We start from the raw sequence: 17,385 nt of genomic DNA, 5'->3' as shown, positions 1-17,385 counted from the left end.
GAGGGCTCATGACAAGCCTCCATCCCTGCAGTAATGTAGTTTTTATCGCACCTTTTTTGAGAGCCCGCTTGCAGCAAGCCGGCTCCATTCGGATTCCGCGCGATCCGAATGGGCTTCAATGGTTGCCACGACACAAGGCGATTCTCCGGTTCCATCACAATCGGCCAGAATTCAATAGTGTGCTATGTATCACGTATTTATAACGTACCCGGTAACAGATTTGCGCTACGTTGCCGGGCTCGATTGCGATGCATGCCGGGAGGGGCTTCATGCGCATAGGAATAGTGGTGGATTCTGCCTGCGACCTGCCGCAGGACTTCATCCAGAAGAACGACATCGTGGTCCTGCCCATCACCGTGCGCATCGGCGACGCCGTCCTGGCCGACCATCGGGACGAGGAAGCCACCCTGAGCTTCCTGCACGCGCACGTGGCCGCGCGCGGTCATGAAGCCGAGACCATTCCGTTCTCGGTCGCCCAGATCCGCGACCTGTTCCTGAGCAAGCTGGTCATCGACTACGACCACGTCTACTGCATGACCATCACCAAGACCCGCAGCCCGATCCACGAGAACGCGATGCAGGCCAGTTTCGCCATCCTCAACGACTACAAGCCGGTGCGCCAGGCCGCGGGCCACAACTCGCCGTTCGCCCTGCGGGTGATCGACACCCAGACCCTGTTCGCCGCGCAGGGCATCACCGCGGTGGAAGCGGTGCGCATGCGCGCGGCCGGCGCCAACGTGCAGCACATGCGCACCAAGCTGGAATTCCTGGCCTCCAACACCCACGGCTACATGATCCCGCGCGACCTCTACTACCTGCGCGCGCGGGCGCGGACCAAGGGCGACCGCAGCGTCGGCCTGCTCAGCGCCGCGCTGGGCAGCGCGCTGGACATCAAGCCGGTGCTGCACGGTCATGCCGGCAAGACCGAGCCGGTAGCCAAGCTGAAGGGCTTCGACAATGCGGTGGAACAGATGTTCAAGTTCGCCGGCAACCGGGTCATCGCCGGCCTGCTCACGCCGACCGTATGCCTGAGCTACGGCGGCGAACTAGGCGAGCTGCGCGCTCTGCCCGGCTACAACCGCCTGCGCGAGATCTGCGCCAACAACAACGTGGAAGTATTCGAGAGCGTGATGAGCCTGACCGGCATGGTCAATGTCGGCAAGGGCGCGGTGGTGGTCGGCTTCGCCGCCGAGCCGCACACTTTCAGCGTTTCCTAGGGAATTTTCGAACGGCTCACGGAAGCGCGAAAGAACGGATTATCCAGAGCTTTTCTTGGACACGGATCAGAGCGGAAAAGGCAGATACAGCAGAAGACAGATACAGCTGTTGCTTTATCCGCGGTTTCCGCTCTGATCCGTGTCCATAAGCCCCTGCCTTTCCTGCTTTGTGCAATGGGCGCAAAAGAGCCGGTTATTCAGAGGCCCCCTAACGCATCGCTAACGCCTGACGGCTAGGCTGGCAGCGACTCCAACGAAGATAGCCACCGTATGCCGATCCGCTACTACATCAGCCTCAAGCATCCCGAGAAAGCGCGCGGCAGCGACGCCGCTTTCAGTTTCAGCGCTCACGGCGCGGCGGAATTCGCCGCGCAACTGCAGGACGCACTGCGCAACGACGGCTTCTTCCAGCGCTGGAAACAGGCGCAGTCCGATCCGGACGCGGTCGATCCCGGCCTGGGCGCATGCGATCCCGGCGCCACGGTGACTGGCGAACAGCACAATCTGCAGATCGACCTGATCGCCGTGACCACGATTCCCGGCAGCGTGCTCAAGCATCGCCTGCGCCTGCTCGCCGGCAATGCCTGGGAATTGCGCGATGTCTCGACGGCGTGACCCGGTCCTGCGGATGACGGCATTACGATGATGCGCACGCCGGCGCTGCTGTCGTGGAGCGGCGGCAAGGATGCGGCCTGGGCGTTGCATGCGCTGCGGCAGCGCGGCGAAGTCGAGGTGGTCGCGCTGTTGACCACGATCACCGCGGAATACCAGCGCGCATCGATGCAGGGCATACGCCGCGAGGTGCTGGACGCGCAGGCCGCCGCCGCGGGCCTGCCGCTGCTTGCGGCCGAGATCCCCGCGCAATGCGACAACGTCGCCTACGAAGCGGCGATGGCGCGGGCGTTGGCCGAGGCCGGAGCGCGCTGGCCCGGTCTGCGCAGCGTCGCCTTCGGCGACCTGTTCCTGGAAGACATCCGCGCCTATCGCGAAAGCAAATGTGCGAGCGCCGGCTGGCAGCCGCTGTTCCCCCTGTTCGGCAGCGACACCGCGCGACTCGCGCGCGAGATGATCGACGGCGGCCTGCACGCGGCGCTGTGCTGCGTGGACACGCAACAACTCGACGCCGGCTTCGCCGGCCGCGACTTCGACACCACGCTGCTCGACGCCTTGCCGGTCGGCATCGATCCCTGCGGCGAAAACGGCGAGTTCCATACCTGCGTCCACGCCGGGCCGATGTTCGATCGCCCGATCAGGGTCGAACGTGGCGAGACCGTGCTGCGCGACGGGCGCTTCGCCTACACCGATTTCCAGCTCCTGTAGGAGCGCCCCTAGGGCGCGATGCTTTTCCCGTAACCAACGCAAGAGCATCGCGGGCAAGGCCCGCTCCTACAGGCATGTCAGGCTTTCAATGCATTCGCATGGTGCGCGATATGCTCGCCGATGAAGCTTTCGATGAAGTAGTAGCTGTGGTCGTAGCCGGGCTGCATGCGCAACTGCAGCGGATGCCCGGCGGCCTCGCACGCAGCCTGCAGCAGCTCTGGCTTCAACTGCCCGGCCAGGAATTCATCGCCATCGCCCTGGTCGATCAGCAGCGGCAGGCGCTCCTGCGCATCGGCGACCAGCGCCGCCGCATCCCATGCCTTCCAGGCTTCCCGGTCACCGCCCAGGTACGCCGCGAATGCTTTCTGGCCCCACGGCGCCTGCGACGGCGCGACGATGGGCGAGAACGCCGACACGCTGCGGTAGCGTCCCGGATTCTTCAGGGCCAGGATCAATGCGCCGTGCCCGCCCATCGAATGGCCGCTTATGGCGCGCGCATCGGACGCCGGGAAATTCGCTTCGATCAGCGCGGGCAGTTCCGACGCCACGTAGTCGTACATGTGGTAGTGCTTCGACCACGGCGCCTGCGTCGCATTGACGTAGAAACCCGCCCCCTTGCCCAGGTCATAGCCATCCGCATCGGCGACCTCGTCGCCGCGCGGACTGGTGTCCGGCGCGACCAGGATCACGCCATGTTCGACGGCGTAGCGCTGCGCGCCGGCCTTGGTGATGAAGTTCTGTTCGGTGCAGGTCAGGCCGGAAAGCCAGTACAGCACCGGCAGCTTCTGCGTTTCGGCCTGCGGCGGCAGGTAGATGGCGAAATTCATCGCACAGCCGAGCACGGGGGAGTCGTGCCGGTAAACGTCCTGCCAACCGCCGAAGCAGGCGCGGTGTTCGATGCGTTCCATGGAGTTCCTTCAAGGATTGCGGCGGTGTGCCGGTCGGCACGTCGCCGCGTCGGTCGGATTATTCCAATACGCCATTGCGTTTCGCCACATGGGTGGCAATGGCATCCATCAGCGTCGGGTTCAGGCAGTCGTGGGGCGGCAGGCCCAGTTCGGCCAGCCGCGCGCGCACGCCGTCCATCTGCTCCGGACGCGCGCCGCCGCCCTCGATGATCGAGGACACGAACGCAGCGAACCGCGGTTCTTCCCAGCCTTGCTGCGGCGAGAGCTCGACGTGGATGAAATCCAGGCCATGGAAGGGGTGATCCCGATTCTCGATGCGGCCATACATGTGCGTGCCGCAGGCAGTGCAGGCGTGGCGCTGGATCGCCGCCTTCTCGTCGACGACCGACAGCTTCTCCGCATGCGCGGTCACGCCGAGTTTGTCGCGCGGCACCACGCCGACGACCGAGAACGCCGCGCCTTCCGGCTTCCAGCATTTGGTGCAGCCGCAGACATGGTTGTGCGCCACGTCACTATTGACCTTCACCTCGATCTTGTCGCTGCTGCACCGGCACTGCAGGGTACCGCCAGCGAAGCCGGGAATGCCCTTCTTCACTCCATTGTCCACGCTCGGATGTATCGACATGGTGCTCATCTGCTTGCTCCCGTTCTACGATCGGTTCGACGCGGAATGGCCGCGCTGCCCACTGCGCGCGGCGATCCTCAGTAGTGGATCACCGTACGGATCGACTTGCCTTCATGCATCAGGTCGAAGGCGTCGTTGATGCCCTCCAGCGGCAGGGTGTGGGTGACGAACGGCGCGAGCTCGATTTCGCCCTTCATCGCGTCCTCGACCATGCCCGGCAACTGGCTGCGTCCCTTGACCCCGCCGAACGCGGTGCCCATCCACTTGCGCCCGGTCACCAGTTGGAACGGACGGGTGGAGATTTCCTGGCCGGCCCCGGCCACGCCGATGATCACCGACTGGCCCCAGCCGCGATGCGCGCATTCCAGCGCCGCGCGCATCACGTTGACGTTGCCGATGCATTCGAAGGAATGGTCCACGCCCCAGCCGGTCATCTCGACGACGACCTGCTGGATCGGCTTGTCGTGGTCCTTCGGATTGACGCAATCGGTGGCGCCGAACTGCCGCGCCAATTCGAACTTCGACGGATTGGTGTCGATGGCGATGACGCGGCCGGCCTTTGCCTGGCGCGCGCCCTGGATCACCGCCAGGCCGATGCCGCCCAGTCCGAACACCGCGACCGAATCGCCTGCCTGCACCTTGGCCGTGTTGTGCACGGCGCCGATGCCGGTGGTTACGCCGCAGCCGAGCAGGCACACGTGTTCCGGGTTCGCCTGCGGGTTGATCTTGGCCAGCGACACTTCGGCGACCACGGTGTACTCGCTGAAGGTCGAACAACCCATGTAGTGGTAGATCGGTTGGCCGTTGTAGGAGAAGCGCGTGGTCCCGTCCGGCATCACACCCTTGCCCTGCGTGGCGCGCACCGAAGTGCACAGGTTGGTCTTGCCGCTCATGCAGAACAGGCACTCGCCGCATTCGGCGGTGTACAGCGGGATCACGTGGTCGCCCGGCTTGACGCTGGTGACGCCCGCGCCCACCTCGACCACGATGCCTGCGCCTTCGTGGCCGAGCACGGCGGGGAACAGGCCTTCCGGATCATCGCCCGACAGGGTGAACGCATCGGTGTGGCAGACGCCGGTGTGGGTGATTTTCACCAGCACCTCGCCCTTCTGCGGCGGGGCGACGTCGATCTCGACGATCTGCAGCGGTTCGCCCGCGGCGAAGGCGACGGCGGCGCGTGATTTCATGGCAATACCCTCTTGTCACTTGAGATAGGAACGAACCAGCGCGACCGCATGGTCGATGCTGGCCCGGCGTTGCTTCGGCGCGGCGTCGATGTGTTCGAACTCCTCGCGCAAATGGCTTTCAAGCACTTCCGACATCAATCCGTTGACCGCGCCGCGGATCGCGGCGAGCTGCTGCAGCACCGGCGCGCAGTCCGCGCCGGCCTCGAGCTTCCGCTCCAGCGCCTGCATCTGGCCCTGGATGCGGCGCACCCGGGACAGGGCTTTCTTCTTTTCGGCGGGGGAATGCGGCATCGGCGGATGGCCCGGCTTGATACTGGGGGGCAGTATATGCCAAAAGCCAATGCGATGTCGCCGCGAGGCGGCGACCAGTGCCGGTAATGATGCAATGCCGCGATGGCAGGGAGTGCCCCGCCGTTGCCGCCTCAGTAGGCGAACTCGCGGAACACGCGGTCGATGTCGCCCTTCCATTCGCCATGGAACAACGCCAGCTTGCGTTCGGCCGGGGTTTCGTTGGCTTCGGCAAATTCGATCAGCGGATCGAGGAAGCCGGATTCGTCGGCGCCCTTGCTGTTGAGCACGGCGCGGCGCTGCAGCCCCTGCGCGGAAATCTTCAGCGCGGCCATGGCCAGGTCGCGCGCGGTGCCGCCGCGGAACGGCAGTTTCAACGCCTGCTTCGGCACGCCATCGCGCAAGGCGTTGCGTTCTTCCAGACTGAAATCCTTGACCAGGTCCCATGCGGCATCCAGCGAAGCCTGGTCGTAGAGCAGGCCGACCCAGAACGCAGGCAGCGCGCACAACCGCCCCCACGGGCCGCCATCGGCGCCGCGCATCTCCAGGAATTTCTTCATCCGCACTTCCGGGAACGCGGTGGTCATGTGGTCGGACCAGTCGGTCATCGTCGGCAATACGCCGGGCAGCGCGGGCAGTTTTCCGGCAAGGAAATCGCGGAAGCTCTGCCCCGAACAATCGATGTACTCGCCATTGCGGTAACTGAAGTACATGGGCACGTCGAGCAGGTAATCGACGTAGCGCTCGTAACCGAAACCCTCCTCGAACACGAAGTCGAGCATGCCGGTACGGTCCGGATCGGTATCGGTCCAGATATGCGAGCGGTAGCTGAGGTAGCCGTTGGGCTTGCCTTCGGTGAACGGCGAATCGGCGAACAGCGCGGTGGCGATCGGCTGCAATGCCAGCGACACGCGGAATTTCCTGACCATGTCCGCTTCGCTGGAGAAATCCAGGTTGACCTGCACGGTGCAGGTGCGTTTCATCATGTCCAGGCCCAGCTTGCCGACCTTGGGCATGTAGTTGCGCATGATCTGGTAGCGGCCCTTGGGCATCCACGGCATCTCGTCGCGGGTCCACTTGGGCTGGAAACCCATGCCGAGGAAGCCGAGCCGCAATTCGTCGGCGACGGTCTTTACTTCCTTCAGATGGGTGCCGACTTCACTGCAGGTCTGGTGGATGTTCTCCAGCATGCCGCCGGAAAGTTCCAGCTGCCCGGCCGGCTCCAGGGTGACCGAGGCGCCGTCGCGCAGCAGCGCGATGACCTTGCCGTGCTCTTCGACCGGCTCCCAACCGAAGCGGGTCAGTCCTTTCAGCAGCGCTTCGATGCCGCGCTCGCCTTCGAAGGTGGGCGGACGCAAATCGTCGAGGCGGAAGCCGAACTTCTCGTGCTCGGTGCCGATGCGCCACTCGGACTTCGGCTTCTCGCCCGAGGCGATGTAGTCGACCAGTTGGCTGCGGTCGGTGATCGGCGTACCCGCAACATGGCTGGGACTGGACAAGGGCGGATGCTCTGCGTCGGAGACTGGGGAATGTTGGGCCGCTGCCCTGACATCGCAAGGCCAGCACTATATCCTGAGCCGATGCGCCCGATCGTTGCCGTCCTGCCGCTTCTGTGTTCTGCCGATGCCGTAGCGCAGCCCGCTTTGCGGGTGCGGCTGGAACGCGGCGATTGAGTCTCGAGCGAATCCCCATGCGCGCCAGACACCAGGAAATCCATCGTTCCAACCGCGCCGGCTGGCTGCGCGCCTCGGTGCTGGGCGCCAATGACGGCATCGTTTCGATCGCCGGCCTGCTGGTGGGCGTGGCGGCGAGCGGCGCCAGCCATGCCGTTCTCCTCGCCACCGGACTGGCCGGGCTGGTCGCGGGCGCCATGTCGATGGCCGCGGGCGAATACGTTTCCGTGCAGTCGCAGGCCGACGCGGAGAAAGCGGATCTTAAGCGGGAAACGCGCGAGCTGGCCGAGGATCCGCATACCGAGCTGGCCGAACTCGCGCACATCTACGTGCGCCGTGGACTGACGCCGCCGCTGGCGCGGCAGGTGGCCGAGCAATTGATGGCCCATGATGCGCTCGGGGCGCATGCGCGCGATGAGCTCGGCATCACCGACGCCCTGCGCGCACGCCCCATGCAGGCGGCGGCCGCTTCCGCGCTGGCCTTCACCCTGGGCGCCGCGGTGCCGATCGTCGCCGTACTGCTTGCGCCGATCGAAAACGTTACTGCAATCACCGTCGGCGTCACCCTTGCCAGCCTGTGCGTGTCCGGTGCCCTGGCCGCCTACGCCGGGGGGGCGCCGCTGCTGCGCGGCGCTTTGCGCGTGGGCTTCTGGGGCGCAATGGCGATGGCGGCCGCCTACCTGATCGGCAACTTGTTCGACGTGCGCGTGTGATGCGCAGCGACGCGGCACTGGAACCTATTCGGAATCGACCCTGGCCAACCGCAGCACCCACCCGGGCACTTCCGGTTCGCCCGCATAGAACGCCTTCGGTTTCTTCTCCGCCATCGCCCAGCGGTGCAGCCAACTGGGGCCATAGCGACCTTCGTAGCCATCGGCATGCGCGTACGCAGGATCGCGCAGCGCTTCTTCCAGGCTGACGAAGCGATAGCCGCGGCGATGCGTGGCCCGCACCAGCGTCGCGAAGCAATCGGCATTGAGTTCGTTGGCATGCATCAGCCAGACCTGCGGCAGCGCGTAGCCCAGCAACCGGATGGATTGCGCTTCGTAGTAATCCAGCTTGTTGAGCATGTACGGCACATAGCCCGAGCGCAGGCGCTCGAGCTGCGCTTCGCGCGCGGACGAAGCGGCTTGCGAGTCCAGCACGTTGGCGTAAGCGAACGCCCACACCCATTCGCCGTTGTCCACGGTCACCGGCGCGATGCGATAGCCGTGGGTATCGAGAAAGGCGGCCACGGCCGCCTTCTGTCCGGCAGTGCGGCCGGCGCGCAGGTAAGGATGGCGGAACCAGCGCGGCGCCTGCCCGCGTTCGGCCAGCAACGGTCGCAGTTGGCGCTCGCCGTCGACAATCTCCTGCTCGAAGGCGGGTACTCCCACTATGTTGATGTCCGCATGCGAATACGTGTGGTTGCCCAGCTCATAGCCGGCGTCGAGCCAGTCTTCCAGCATCGCCAGGCGCGTCGGGTCCACCTTGCCGTCGATCTCCAGCTTGCTCTCGTTGACGAAGCCGACGATGGGCACGTTGGCCCGCCTCAACGCCGCGATCAGGCGCTCGTGCCGCGCCTGCAGATCGGTCGGCATTGTTTCATCCAGTCGCGCCCACGGCAGATCGTCGATGGTGACGGCAATGCGGCGGTCGGGCGCCTCCAGTGCCCGTACCGGGAGTGCGGCCAGGCACAGGCAGAGCGGGAACAACAAGGCGAGCAACCGCATGTGCGATCTCCCTCCGGAAACGGCAAAGGAATAGCCGCGGATCGAATTATCCGGCCGGCCCGAACCCCAGCCACCCGTTCACCACCGCGCGCGCCTCGTCCACGCCCTGCTTGGACTCGCCGGAGAAGGCCTGCACGCTGACCGTGTCGCCGAAGGCGCTGAACAACTCCTTCTTCACCGCCTGCAATGCGTTGGCCTGCTGGCCGCGACCGAGCTTGTCGGCCTTGGTCAGCAACGCATGGGCCGGGATGCCGCGCTCGACCGCATAGGTCAGCATGTGCCGGTCGTATTCCTTGAGCGGGTGGCGGATGTCCATGACCACGACCAGCCCCTTGAGCGCATTGCGGGTACGGAAGTAGCGGTCCAGGAAGGCCTGCCAGTGATCCTTCAGTTCGTGCGGGACCTTGGCATAGCCGTAACCGGGCAGGTCGACCAGGTATTTGTCCTGTTCCACTTCGAAGAACACCAGCTGCTGGGTGCGGCCGGGGGTCTTGGAAACGCGCGCCAGCGAGTTCTGCCGGGTCAGCGCGTTCAGCGCGGTGGACTTGCCGGCGTTGGAGCGCCCGGCGAAGGCGACCTCGTGGCCCACGTCCGCGGGAAGCTGGCCGGGAAGGTGCGCCGCCAGCACGTATTTGGCTCTTTCTAGGGGATTGAACATGGCACTAGGATCGCATGCCGGGGGGCTGGAATCGTGACCGGCCGGGACTCGCCGGGGACCGGGAAACGCGGTGGATGTCCGCTTTCATTGACCGGCAAGGCCTGCCGCGACGATAATTCCTCTGTTTCGCGGTCGCCACACGGCACCGCATTTCTCAGGTTTTACGGAGCTTTAGCATGCGCCACGCTCGTGTTTTGGTACTTGCCGGACTGGCCACCGCGGTCGTGGGTGCGGTTGCTTTCGCCCAGACCACGGTCGCGCCGCTGCCGGACAATGCGCCGGTGCAGGTCGCGCCGCTGGAGATCGACCTGACCAAGACCAGCTGGGGCGATGCCACCGCCGGCCAGGCCAAGGCCTCGGCCTGCGCCGCCTGCCATGGCGCCGACGGCAATCCCAGCGATCCGCAATATCCGCGCATCGCCGGCCAGAGCGAGCGCTACGTCGCCCACCAGATGGCCCTGATCGCCAGCGGCCAGCGCGGCGGCATGGCCGTGGCCATGGTCCCGTTCGTGCAGGGCCTGACCCCGCAGGACATGCGCGACATCGGCGCCTACTACGCCACCCAGAAGGCCGGCGCCGGCCTCGCCGACGACGGCCTGATCGCCGACGGCGCCTACAAGGGCATGAAGTTCTACGAAGTGGGCCAGCAGCTGTACCGCAACGGCGATGCCGCCCGCGGCATCCCGGCCTGCATGGCTTGCCACGGCCCCAGCGGCGCCGGCAACCCGGGTCCGGCCTATCCGCATGTCGGCGGCCAGCACCAGGATTACGTGGCCCGCCGCCTGCAGGAATACCGGACCGGCACCAGCACCGAGAAGGATCCGGCCCTGTTCAACATCATGGCCCAGGTGACCCACGCGCTGACCGACCAGGAAATCCAGGCCCTGGGGACCTACCTGCAGGGCCTGCACGACCGCGCCGACGATGCCGCGTCGGCCACGGCTCCGGCAGCCCATGCTGCGCCGGCCACGACACCGGCGGCACCGCCCGCTCCTGCTGCCGAGCCCGCTCCCCAGCAGTCGTGAACTTGATCGGCCCGGCGCGGTCAGAACTCCGCAGCTCTCGTTCATTGCGCCGGCCCGATCATGGCCGGCGTTTCTTTTTGCGCTTCCGCCTTCCGGAGTAGTCCGATGAAATCGCGTTTCATCCTGTTGCTGCTGACGTTGTTGCCGCTGTTCGTCCACGCCGCCGAACCGGTCGCCGGCACCGACTACGTGGAGATCCCCGGCGGCAAGCCGTATGCGCCGCTCGATGGCAAGGTCGAAGTGGTGGAGGTGTTCGGCTACACCTGCATCCATTGCGCGCATTTCCAGCCGGTGCTCGGCGCCTGGCTGAAGAAACAGCCGTCCTCGGTGCGCTTCACCCCGCTGCCGGCGGCGTTCGGCGGCTACTGGATGCCGTATGCGCGGGCCTATTACGCCGCGGCCAGGCTGCGCCTGCTGGGCAAGACCCACGAGGCGATGTTCAAGGCGCTGCACGAAACCGGCAGCCTGCCGATCCAGAACGCCTCGGACGAGGAAATCGCCGCCTTCTATGCGAACTACGGCGCCGATCCCAAGGCCTTCGTCGCCGCCATGCAGAGCCCGGCCACGGCGTTGCTGCTGGACCGCTCCAGGGATTTCGCCGTGGCCGCCGGCATCGAAGGCACCCCCACGATCGTGGTCAACGGCAAGTACCGGGTGACCGCGCGGAGCTTCGACGACACCCTTCGCGTCACCGATTACCTTGTCGCCAGGGAGCGCGCCGCGCGCAAATGACCCGCTTCGTGATCGCGTCGGTTTGAATCCTTTCCCGCTGGCGGCATAGTGCGGCCAGCCTTCCCCTTTCCATGTCCATGCCTGGAGCCCGAACCATGAAATCCCGTTATGCGCTGACGCTGATGGCCTTGTTGCCGATCCTCGCCGCCTGCAGCAAGCAGGAAGCGGCCGCACCGGTCGCCGATACCGCGCCCGCGGCCGAAGCACCGGTCGTGGCGGAAGCACCGGCGGCCACGCCCGCCGAAGAAGCAGCCGCCGAGCCCGCTGCGGCCAACAACAACCCGGTTGTCGCCCCCACCGGCCCGGCGCTGGTCCCCGGCACGGACTATGTCGAGATCCAGGGCGGGCAGCCGTTCGATCCGCTCGACGGCAAGATCGAAGTGGTCGAGGTGTTCGGCTATGTCTGCCCGGCCTGCAACGCGTTCCAGTCCTCGGTGCGCGCCTGGAAGGCCAAGCTGCCCGCGGACGTACGCGTGACCTACGTGCCGGCGCAGTTCGGCCCGGACTGGATCCCGTATGCGCATGCGTTCTACGCGGCCGAATCGCTGGGCCTGGTGGACAAGACCCACGACGCCGTTTATGACGCGATCCACGCCAAGAACACCCTGCCGGGCGAGGGCGAAAAGCCGACCGCGGCACCGATCGCCGCTTTCTATTCCCAGTACGGGGTCAGCGCCGAACAGTTCACCAACGCCATGAACAGCTTCGCGATCAACGGCAAGCTCAACAAGGCCAGGCAGTTCGCGGTCCGCAGCCAGATCAGCGGCACGCCGTCGCTGATCGTGAACGGCAAATACCTGGTCAAGGGCAGGAACTGGGACGACATGCTGCGCATCGCCGACCAGCTGATCGCCCAGGAGCGCGCGGCGAAGTAAGCCGGGCGCATCCCCACGTGATTCCCTCGGATACACGCCGGCTCAAGCTGCTCAGCGCCAACATCCAGGCCGGCTCCAGCACGCGTCGCTACAGCGACTACGTGACCCGCAGCTGGTCGCATGCGTTGCCTACCGGCAACAAGCGCGGCAGCCTGGACTCGATCGCGAAGATGGCCGGCGAGCACGACATCGTCGGCCTGCAGGAAGCGGATCCGGGCAGTTTGCGCTCCGGCTTCACCAACCAGACCCATTACCTGGCCGAACAGGGACGCTTCGACTACTGGAGCCACCAGCCCAACCGCAATGTCGGACGCGTGGCTTCCAGCGCCAACGGCCTGCTCAGCCGGCTGGAACCGGTGGAGGTCAGCGACCACGCGCTGCCGGGCCGGATCGGCGGACGCGGCGTGTTGCTGGCCAGGTTCGGCGACGGCGACCAAGGCCTGGTGGTGGCGGTGGCGCACCTGTCGCTGGGCTCGACCTCGCGGCGCGCGCAACTGGCCTTCATCGCCGAGTTGCTGGCCGAGCATCCGCATGCGGTGCTGATGGGCGATTTCAACTGCGTCCCCGATCGGCCGGAAATGGAGCTGCTGTACGACCGCACCTACCTGCGTCCACCCGCGTTCTGCGTGCCGACCTTCCCCAGCTGGCGTCCGCAGCGCGCCATCGACCACATCCTGGTCAGCGAGAAGCTCGCATTCGCCGATGCGCGTGCGATCCCGGCGGCGTTCTCCGATCACCTGGCGTTGGCGATGAGCATCGACGTGCCGCTGGCGGCGTTGAAGTAAACAGGCGCGCGTTCCAGCGAAAAGGCCGGCTCCATGCCGGCCTTTTCGCTTGTTGGATCTCCGGATACCCGGTATTCCGCGCCTACAGCAGCAACGTCACTCCCACCGTGATCAGGAATATCGCGAAGACCCGCTTCAATACCTGGCCGCTCAACCTGTGCGCCAGGCGGGTTCCGTATGGGGCCGCCAGGATCGAGGCCGCAGCCACGCCGATCGCGGCGGGCAGATAGACGTAGCCGATCGAGTACTGCGGCAACGCGCCTGCAGGCGCGTGCAGCGCATAGCCGAACGCACTGGCCAGGCCGATGGCCACCCCGCAGGCGCTGGAAGTGCCCACCGCGCGCACCGGAGCGATGCCGCGCCAGACCAGCAGCGGCACGGTCATGCTGCCGCCGCCGATGCCGACCACCGCCGACATGGCACCGATACCGACACCCGCCGCGGTCATCGGCAACCCCGAAGGCGCCGTCGCGGCGACCCCGGCTTGCGCTCGATGGGCTTTACTGGACAACAGCTGCGCCGCAGCCAGCAGGCAGTAAAGGGCGACGAACCAGCGCAACACCTGGTCATCGAGCTTGACCGCGATACCGCTGCCCAGCCATCCCCCGAGCAGCAACCCCGGCACCATCCACGCCACTGTCGGCCACAGCACACCGCCACGTCGATGGTGCGCATATGCGGACGAGGCCGCGGTCATCACGATGCTGGCCAAGGAACTGGCCAGGGCCGCATGCATCGCCGCTTCCTTCGGCACGCCATACAAGGGCAACAACCACGCCAGCGCGCCGACCAGCACCAGGCCACCGCCGACGCCGAGCAGGCCGGCAAGGATCCCGGCAACCACGCCGAGCAAGGGGAAGATCCAGATTCCTTCGAACACGTTCGCTCCTGTGGGTACTGCATGGAAAGCGGAACGTGGTCAGCCACGAGAAAGCGCGATTCATCCGCCCTCCCTTACCATTCGATCATGATCAGATCCCGCCACGCCATCGTACTCGCCGCCGCTTGCGGCATGCTCCTTTCCAGCATGTTCCTTTCGGGCGTCGCCCACGCGCAGAACCTCGACGCGCAGCGCCCGCAGATCCAGGCGGCATTGCAGGCGGCGGAGAGCGGACAGTTCGATGCCGCGCGATATCCGGGACTCGCCACGCATCCGTTGTATGGCTGGGTGGAATTCGCCGCGCTCAAGCGCGATATCGACACCTTGCCGACCGCGCGGGCGCAGTCCTTCCTCAAGCGTTACCAAGGCCAGGCGGTAGCCGATGCGTTCCGCGTCGCATGGTTGCCGGCGCTGTCGCGGCGCCAGGACTGGCCGACCCTGCTCGCGTCCTGGACACCGACCTCCAATGTCGGCCTGCAATGCGCCGAACTCAACGCGCGCCAGGCCATGGGCAAGGCCGATGCGCAATGGACCGCCGACGCGCAGAAACTCTGGACCGGCAGCGGCAAGCCGTTGCCGGACAGCTGCGATCCGGTGTTCGCAATCCTCGGCGCGCAGGGCGGCCTGCCGCCGGCACTGCGCTGGGAACGGATCGAGAAAGCCGCGGCCGAACAGCAGCCCGCAGTCATGCGCAGCGCCGCGCGCGGCCTGCCGGCGTCCGAAGCCGCGCAGGCCAACGAGTACGCCTCGTTCCTGGAAACGGTGACTCCGCGCGCGCTCAACTGGCCGCGGACCGAACGCAGCCGCAAGGTCGCCATGTACGGCCTGATGCGCCTGGCCAAGTCGGCCCCGGCCGCGGCCGAGCTGCAGTTGCCGCAATACGCGACCGCGCTGGGCATGGACGAAACCGAGCGCGGCAAGGTGCTGTATGAAGCGGCGTTGTGGACGGTGGCCTCGTACGATCCCGATTCGGCGCGGCGCCTCAATGCGGTGCCCGAATCGGTCTACGACGAAAGACTGCACGAATGGCGGGTGCGCGAAGCCATGGCACGTGGCGACTGGCGCGCGGCGCTGGCCGCTATCCGCAAGATGCCCAAGACCCAGCGCGGGGATTCGCGCTGGCTGTATTTCGAAGGACGCCTGGAAGAGGAAACCGGCAACAAGGCCGGGGCCCAGCGCCTGTTCCAGGAAGCAGCGAAGTCGGCCACTTTCCACGGTTTCCTCGCCGCCGACCGCCTCGACCAGCCGTACGCGCTGTGCGCCTGGATTCCCAACGACAGCGCGCAGGCCCAGGCGGCGATCGCGCGCGACCCGGCCATCGTCCGGGCGATGGAATTGTGGAAACTGGAACGCGTGGGCTGGGCGACCAGCGAATGGAACAGCGCGCTGACGCGATTCGACGACACCCAGCGCCGGATCGCGGTGGAAGTGGCGCGCGACAACGGCTGGTTCGACCGCGCGGTGTTTTCGCTGGGCAAGGCCGGCGGCCAGAGCCGCCCGGAAGAACTGCGCCTGTACGAATTGCGCTTCCCGCTGCACCACGATGCGACCATCCGCCGCGAAGCGGCGAAACAGGCCATCGACCCGGCCTGGGTCGCGGCCGAGATCCGCGCCGAAAGCCTCTTCAATCCCAAGGCGCGCTCCGGCGCCAATGCGATGGGCCTGATGCAGGTGCTGCCGGGCACCGGCGCCACCGTGGCCAGGAGCCAGGGCCTGCCGTGGGGCGGCGCGGCCAGCCTGTACGATTCCGACACCAACATCATGCTGGGCACCGCTTACCTGCGGCAGATGTTGAACAAGTACGGCACGCCCTACGTGGCCATCGCCGCCTACAACGCCGGCCCGACCCCGACCGCGCGCTGGCAATCGCAACGCCCCGGCTTCGACGCCGATTTCTGGATCGAGACGATCAGCTACAAGGAAACCCGCGAATACGTGGCGCGGATCCTCGCCTTCAGCGTGATCTACGACTGGCGCTTGACCGGCAACGCGCTGCCGGTCACCGACCGCATGCTCGGACGCAGCGGCGGCAAGCGCAAATCGTTTACCTGCCCTACGGCGCTGGTGCCGAAGAGCTGATCTCCAGCTTTCCTTCTCCCACCGGGAGAAGGTGGCGCGAAGCGACGGATGGGGGAAGGAGAATTCTGCGCGTAGTGGAGTCTTCTACGATCTGATAATCCATTCCCTCATCCGCCCTGCGGGCACCTTCTCCCGGAGGGAGAAGGAAAATCAGGCATCATCCGAACATGAAAACCTACCTCGTCGGCGGCGCAGTCCGTGACCGTTTGCTGGGCCTGAAACCCGGCGACAACGACCATGTCGTGGTCGGCAGCACCCCGGAGGAAATGCTCGCGCTCGGCTTCAAGCCGGTAGGCCGCGACTTCCCCGTGTTCCTGCATCCGCAGACCGGCGAGGAGTACGCACTGGCCCGCACCGAGCGCAAGAGCGGGCGCGGCTATCGCGGTTTCGTCGTCGATGCCGATCCGTCGGTGACGCTCGAGGAAGACCTCCGGCGCCGCGATTTCACCATCAACGCGATCGCCCAGGACGAGGACGGCAAGCTGGTGGATCCGCTGGGCGGCGCGCGCGATATCGAACAACGCGTGCTGCGGCATGCCGGAACCGCGTTCGCCGAGGATCCGCTGCGGGTGTTGCGCGCCGCGCGCTTCATGGCGCGTTTCGCCGCACTCGACTTCCATGTCGCGCCGGAAACGATGGCCCTGATGCAGGACATGGCCAACGGCGGCGAACTGGCCGAACTGGTGCCCGAGCGCGTCTGGCAGGAACTGTCGCGCGCCCTGCGTTCTCCCACGCCCTCCGCCTTCCTCCGCACCCTGCGTGACTGCGGCGCGCTGGCCCAGGTGCTGCCGGAAATCGATGCCCTGTACGGGGTGCCGCAACGCGCCGAATACCATCCCGAGATCGATACGGGCCTGCATCAGGAAATGGTCAGCGACATGGCCGCGCGGCTGGCGCCCGGCGATGACCTGATCGGTTTCGCCGCCTTGACCCACGACCTGGGCAAGGCGCTCACGCCTGCGGACGTGCTGCCGAAGCACATCGGCCACGAGCAGGCCGGCCTCGCGCCGCTGAGAGCGCTATGCGGGCGATTCAAAGTCCCGGCGGCGCATCGCGAACTGGCGATCGTGGCCTGCCGCGAGCACCTCAATGTGCACCGCCTGGACGAGTTGCGCGATGCGACCGTATTCGAACTGCTGGCGCGTTGCGACGCCTTCCGCAAACCCGAACGCATCGCCCAGCTGGCACTGGTCTGCGAAGCGGATAAACGCGGGCGGCTGGGCAGCGCGGAAGCCGAGTACCCGCAGGCTCGCGACCTGCTGCGGTTGCACGCGGCCGCGCTCGCGGTCAACGCCCGCGACATCGATAATGAAACCCACAGCGGCCCAGCCGTCGGCGAAGCGCTCAAAAAGGCACGGGTCACTGCGATCGGGAAGGCGAGAAACCGGGAAACGCGCTGACGATTCCTTGATTCCGGCGGG

18 protein-coding genes are annotated in these 17,385 nt (G+C 66.3%); 10 read left to right on the top strand and 8 right to left on the bottom strand.

Annotated elements, in window-relative coordinates; genetic code table 11:
• Positions 1 to 269 precede the first annotated feature (269 nt).
• From CSC74_RS07955 to CSC74_RS07945, 3 genes are all read left to right on the top strand, one after another.
• A complete protein-coding gene (locus tag CSC74_RS07955; protein WP_162313913.1) occupies positions 270 to 1,217 on the top strand; it encodes a DegV family protein in 948 nt (315 codons plus the stop codon).
• 270 nt (positions 1,218 to 1,487) lie between these two features.
• Positions 1,488 to 1,832, top strand: a complete 345-nt coding sequence (locus CSC74_RS07950) for a hypothetical protein (protein ID WP_162313912.1) — start codon at positions 1,488 to 1,490, stop codon at positions 1,830 to 1,832.
• A gap of 27 nt (positions 1,833 to 1,859) precedes the next feature.
• Complete coding sequence (locus tag CSC74_RS07945) at positions 1,860 to 2,537, top strand: Dph6-related ATP pyrophosphatase (RefSeq protein ID WP_211369582.1); 678 nt, start codon at positions 1,860 to 1,862, stop codon at positions 2,535 to 2,537.
• A 77-nt stretch (positions 2,538 to 2,614) separates the two neighbouring features.
• Here the strand turns inward: CSC74_RS07945 and fghA are convergent, their stop codons facing one another.
• The 5 genes from fghA to CSC74_RS07920 all read right to left on the bottom strand — a co-directional run bounded on the left by fghA (position 2,615) and on the right by CSC74_RS07920 (position 7,044).
• On the bottom strand, positions 2,615 to 3,445 hold the full coding sequence (fghA, locus tag CSC74_RS07940) for an S-formylglutathione hydrolase (RefSeq protein WP_162313911.1): 831 nt from the start codon (positions 3,443 to 3,445) through the stop codon (positions 2,615 to 2,617).
• Positions 3,446 to 3,503: 58 nt separating this feature from the next.
• A complete protein-coding gene (gfa, locus tag CSC74_RS07935; RefSeq protein ID WP_162313910.1) occupies positions 3,504 to 4,079 on the bottom strand; it encodes an S-(hydroxymethyl)glutathione synthase in 576 nt (191 codons plus the stop codon).
• A 68-nt stretch (positions 4,080 to 4,147) separates the two neighbouring features.
• Positions 4,148 to 5,257, bottom strand: coding sequence for an S-(hydroxymethyl)glutathione dehydrogenase/class III alcohol dehydrogenase (locus tag CSC74_RS07930; protein WP_162313909.1), 1,110 nt, complete (start codon positions 5,255 to 5,257; stop codon positions 4,148 to 4,150).
• A gap of 15 nt (positions 5,258 to 5,272) precedes the next feature.
• The gene (gene frmR, locus CSC74_RS07925) at positions 5,273 to 5,548 is read right to left on the bottom strand and encodes a formaldehyde-responsive transcriptional repressor FrmR (RefSeq protein WP_162313908.1); all 276 of its coding nucleotides are present in this window, start codon (positions 5,546 to 5,548) and stop codon (positions 5,273 to 5,275) included.
• A gap of 131 nt (positions 5,549 to 5,679) precedes the next feature.
• The gene (locus tag CSC74_RS07920) at positions 5,680 to 7,044 is read right to left on the bottom strand and encodes a glutamate--cysteine ligase (protein WP_162313907.1); all 1,365 of its coding nucleotides are present in this window, start codon (positions 7,042 to 7,044) and stop codon (positions 5,680 to 5,682) included.
• Positions 7,045 to 7,235: 191 nt separating this feature from the next.
• Between CSC74_RS07920 and CSC74_RS07915 the strand changes: the two genes are divergently transcribed.
• A complete protein-coding gene (locus CSC74_RS07915) occupies positions 7,236 to 7,931 on the top strand; it encodes a VIT1/CCC1 transporter family protein (RefSeq protein ID WP_211369581.1) in 696 nt (231 codons plus the stop codon).
• Between the two features lie 24 nt (positions 7,932 to 7,955).
• Here CSC74_RS07915 and CSC74_RS07910 read toward each other — a convergent pair whose 3' ends face one another.
• Both CSC74_RS07910 and yihA read right to left on the bottom strand, forming a co-directional pair.
• On the bottom strand, positions 7,956 to 8,930 hold the full coding sequence (locus tag CSC74_RS07910) for a polysaccharide deacetylase family protein (protein WP_162313906.1): 975 nt from the start codon (positions 8,928 to 8,930) through the stop codon (positions 7,956 to 7,958).
• 46 nt (positions 8,931 to 8,976) lie between these two features.
• Complete coding sequence (yihA, locus tag CSC74_RS07905; RefSeq protein ID WP_162313905.1) at positions 8,977 to 9,588, bottom strand: ribosome biogenesis GTP-binding protein YihA/YsxC; 612 nt, start codon at positions 9,586 to 9,588, stop codon at positions 8,977 to 8,979.
• Between the two features lie 176 nt (positions 9,589 to 9,764).
• Between yihA and CSC74_RS07900 the strand changes: the two genes are divergently transcribed.
• The 4 genes from CSC74_RS07900 to CSC74_RS07885 all read left to right on the top strand — a co-directional run bounded on the left by CSC74_RS07900 (position 9,765) and on the right by CSC74_RS07885 (position 13,005).
• On the top strand, positions 9,765 to 10,613 hold the full coding sequence (locus CSC74_RS07900) for a c-type cytochrome (protein ID WP_162313904.1): 849 nt from the start codon (positions 9,765 to 9,767) through the stop codon (positions 10,611 to 10,613).
• 105 nt (positions 10,614 to 10,718) lie between these two features.
• Complete coding sequence (locus CSC74_RS07895) at positions 10,719 to 11,345, top strand: thiol:disulfide interchange protein DsbA/DsbL (RefSeq protein ID WP_162313903.1); 627 nt, start codon at positions 10,719 to 10,721, stop codon at positions 11,343 to 11,345.
• Positions 11,346 to 11,440: 95 nt separating this feature from the next.
• A complete protein-coding gene (locus CSC74_RS07890; protein WP_162313902.1) occupies positions 11,441 to 12,220 on the top strand; it encodes a thiol:disulfide interchange protein DsbA/DsbL in 780 nt (259 codons plus the stop codon).
• Positions 12,221 to 12,237: 17 nt separating this feature from the next.
• Complete coding sequence (locus CSC74_RS07885) at positions 12,238 to 13,005, top strand: endonuclease/exonuclease/phosphatase family protein (RefSeq protein ID WP_246193057.1); 768 nt, start codon at positions 12,238 to 12,240, stop codon at positions 13,003 to 13,005.
• Positions 13,006 to 13,087: 82 nt separating this feature from the next.
• Here the strand turns inward: CSC74_RS07885 and CSC74_RS07880 are convergent, their stop codons facing one another.
• Positions 13,088 to 13,885, bottom strand: coding sequence for a sulfite exporter TauE/SafE family protein (locus tag CSC74_RS07880; protein ID WP_246193055.1), 798 nt, complete (start codon positions 13,883 to 13,885; stop codon positions 13,088 to 13,090).
• Positions 13,886 to 14,017: 132 nt separating this feature from the next.
• On the opposite strand from CSC74_RS07880, the gene CSC74_RS07875 reads away from it, so the two are divergent.
• Positions 14,018 to 15,964 carry a transglycosylase SLT domain-containing protein gene (locus CSC74_RS07875; RefSeq protein ID WP_246193116.1) on the top strand — a complete coding sequence of 649 codons (1,947 nt, stop codon included), beginning with the start codon at positions 14,018 to 14,020 and terminating at the stop codon, positions 15,962 to 15,964.
• Between the two features lie 167 nt (positions 15,965 to 16,131).
• A complete protein-coding gene (locus CSC74_RS07870; protein WP_162313900.1) occupies positions 16,132 to 17,364 on the top strand; it encodes a multifunctional CCA addition/repair protein in 1,233 nt (410 codons plus the stop codon).
• Positions 17,365 to 17,385: the final 21 nt, after the last annotated feature.

Origin of the sequence: Pseudoxanthomonas yeongjuensis, from assembly GCF_010093345.1 — a bacterium.
Lineage (GTDB): Bacteria > Pseudomonadota > Gammaproteobacteria > Xanthomonadales > Xanthomonadaceae > Pseudoxanthomonas_A > Pseudoxanthomonas_A yeongjuensis.
Note: the sequence above shows the minus strand (reverse complement) of the source record. Positions and strands in the feature narration are given on the sequence as shown.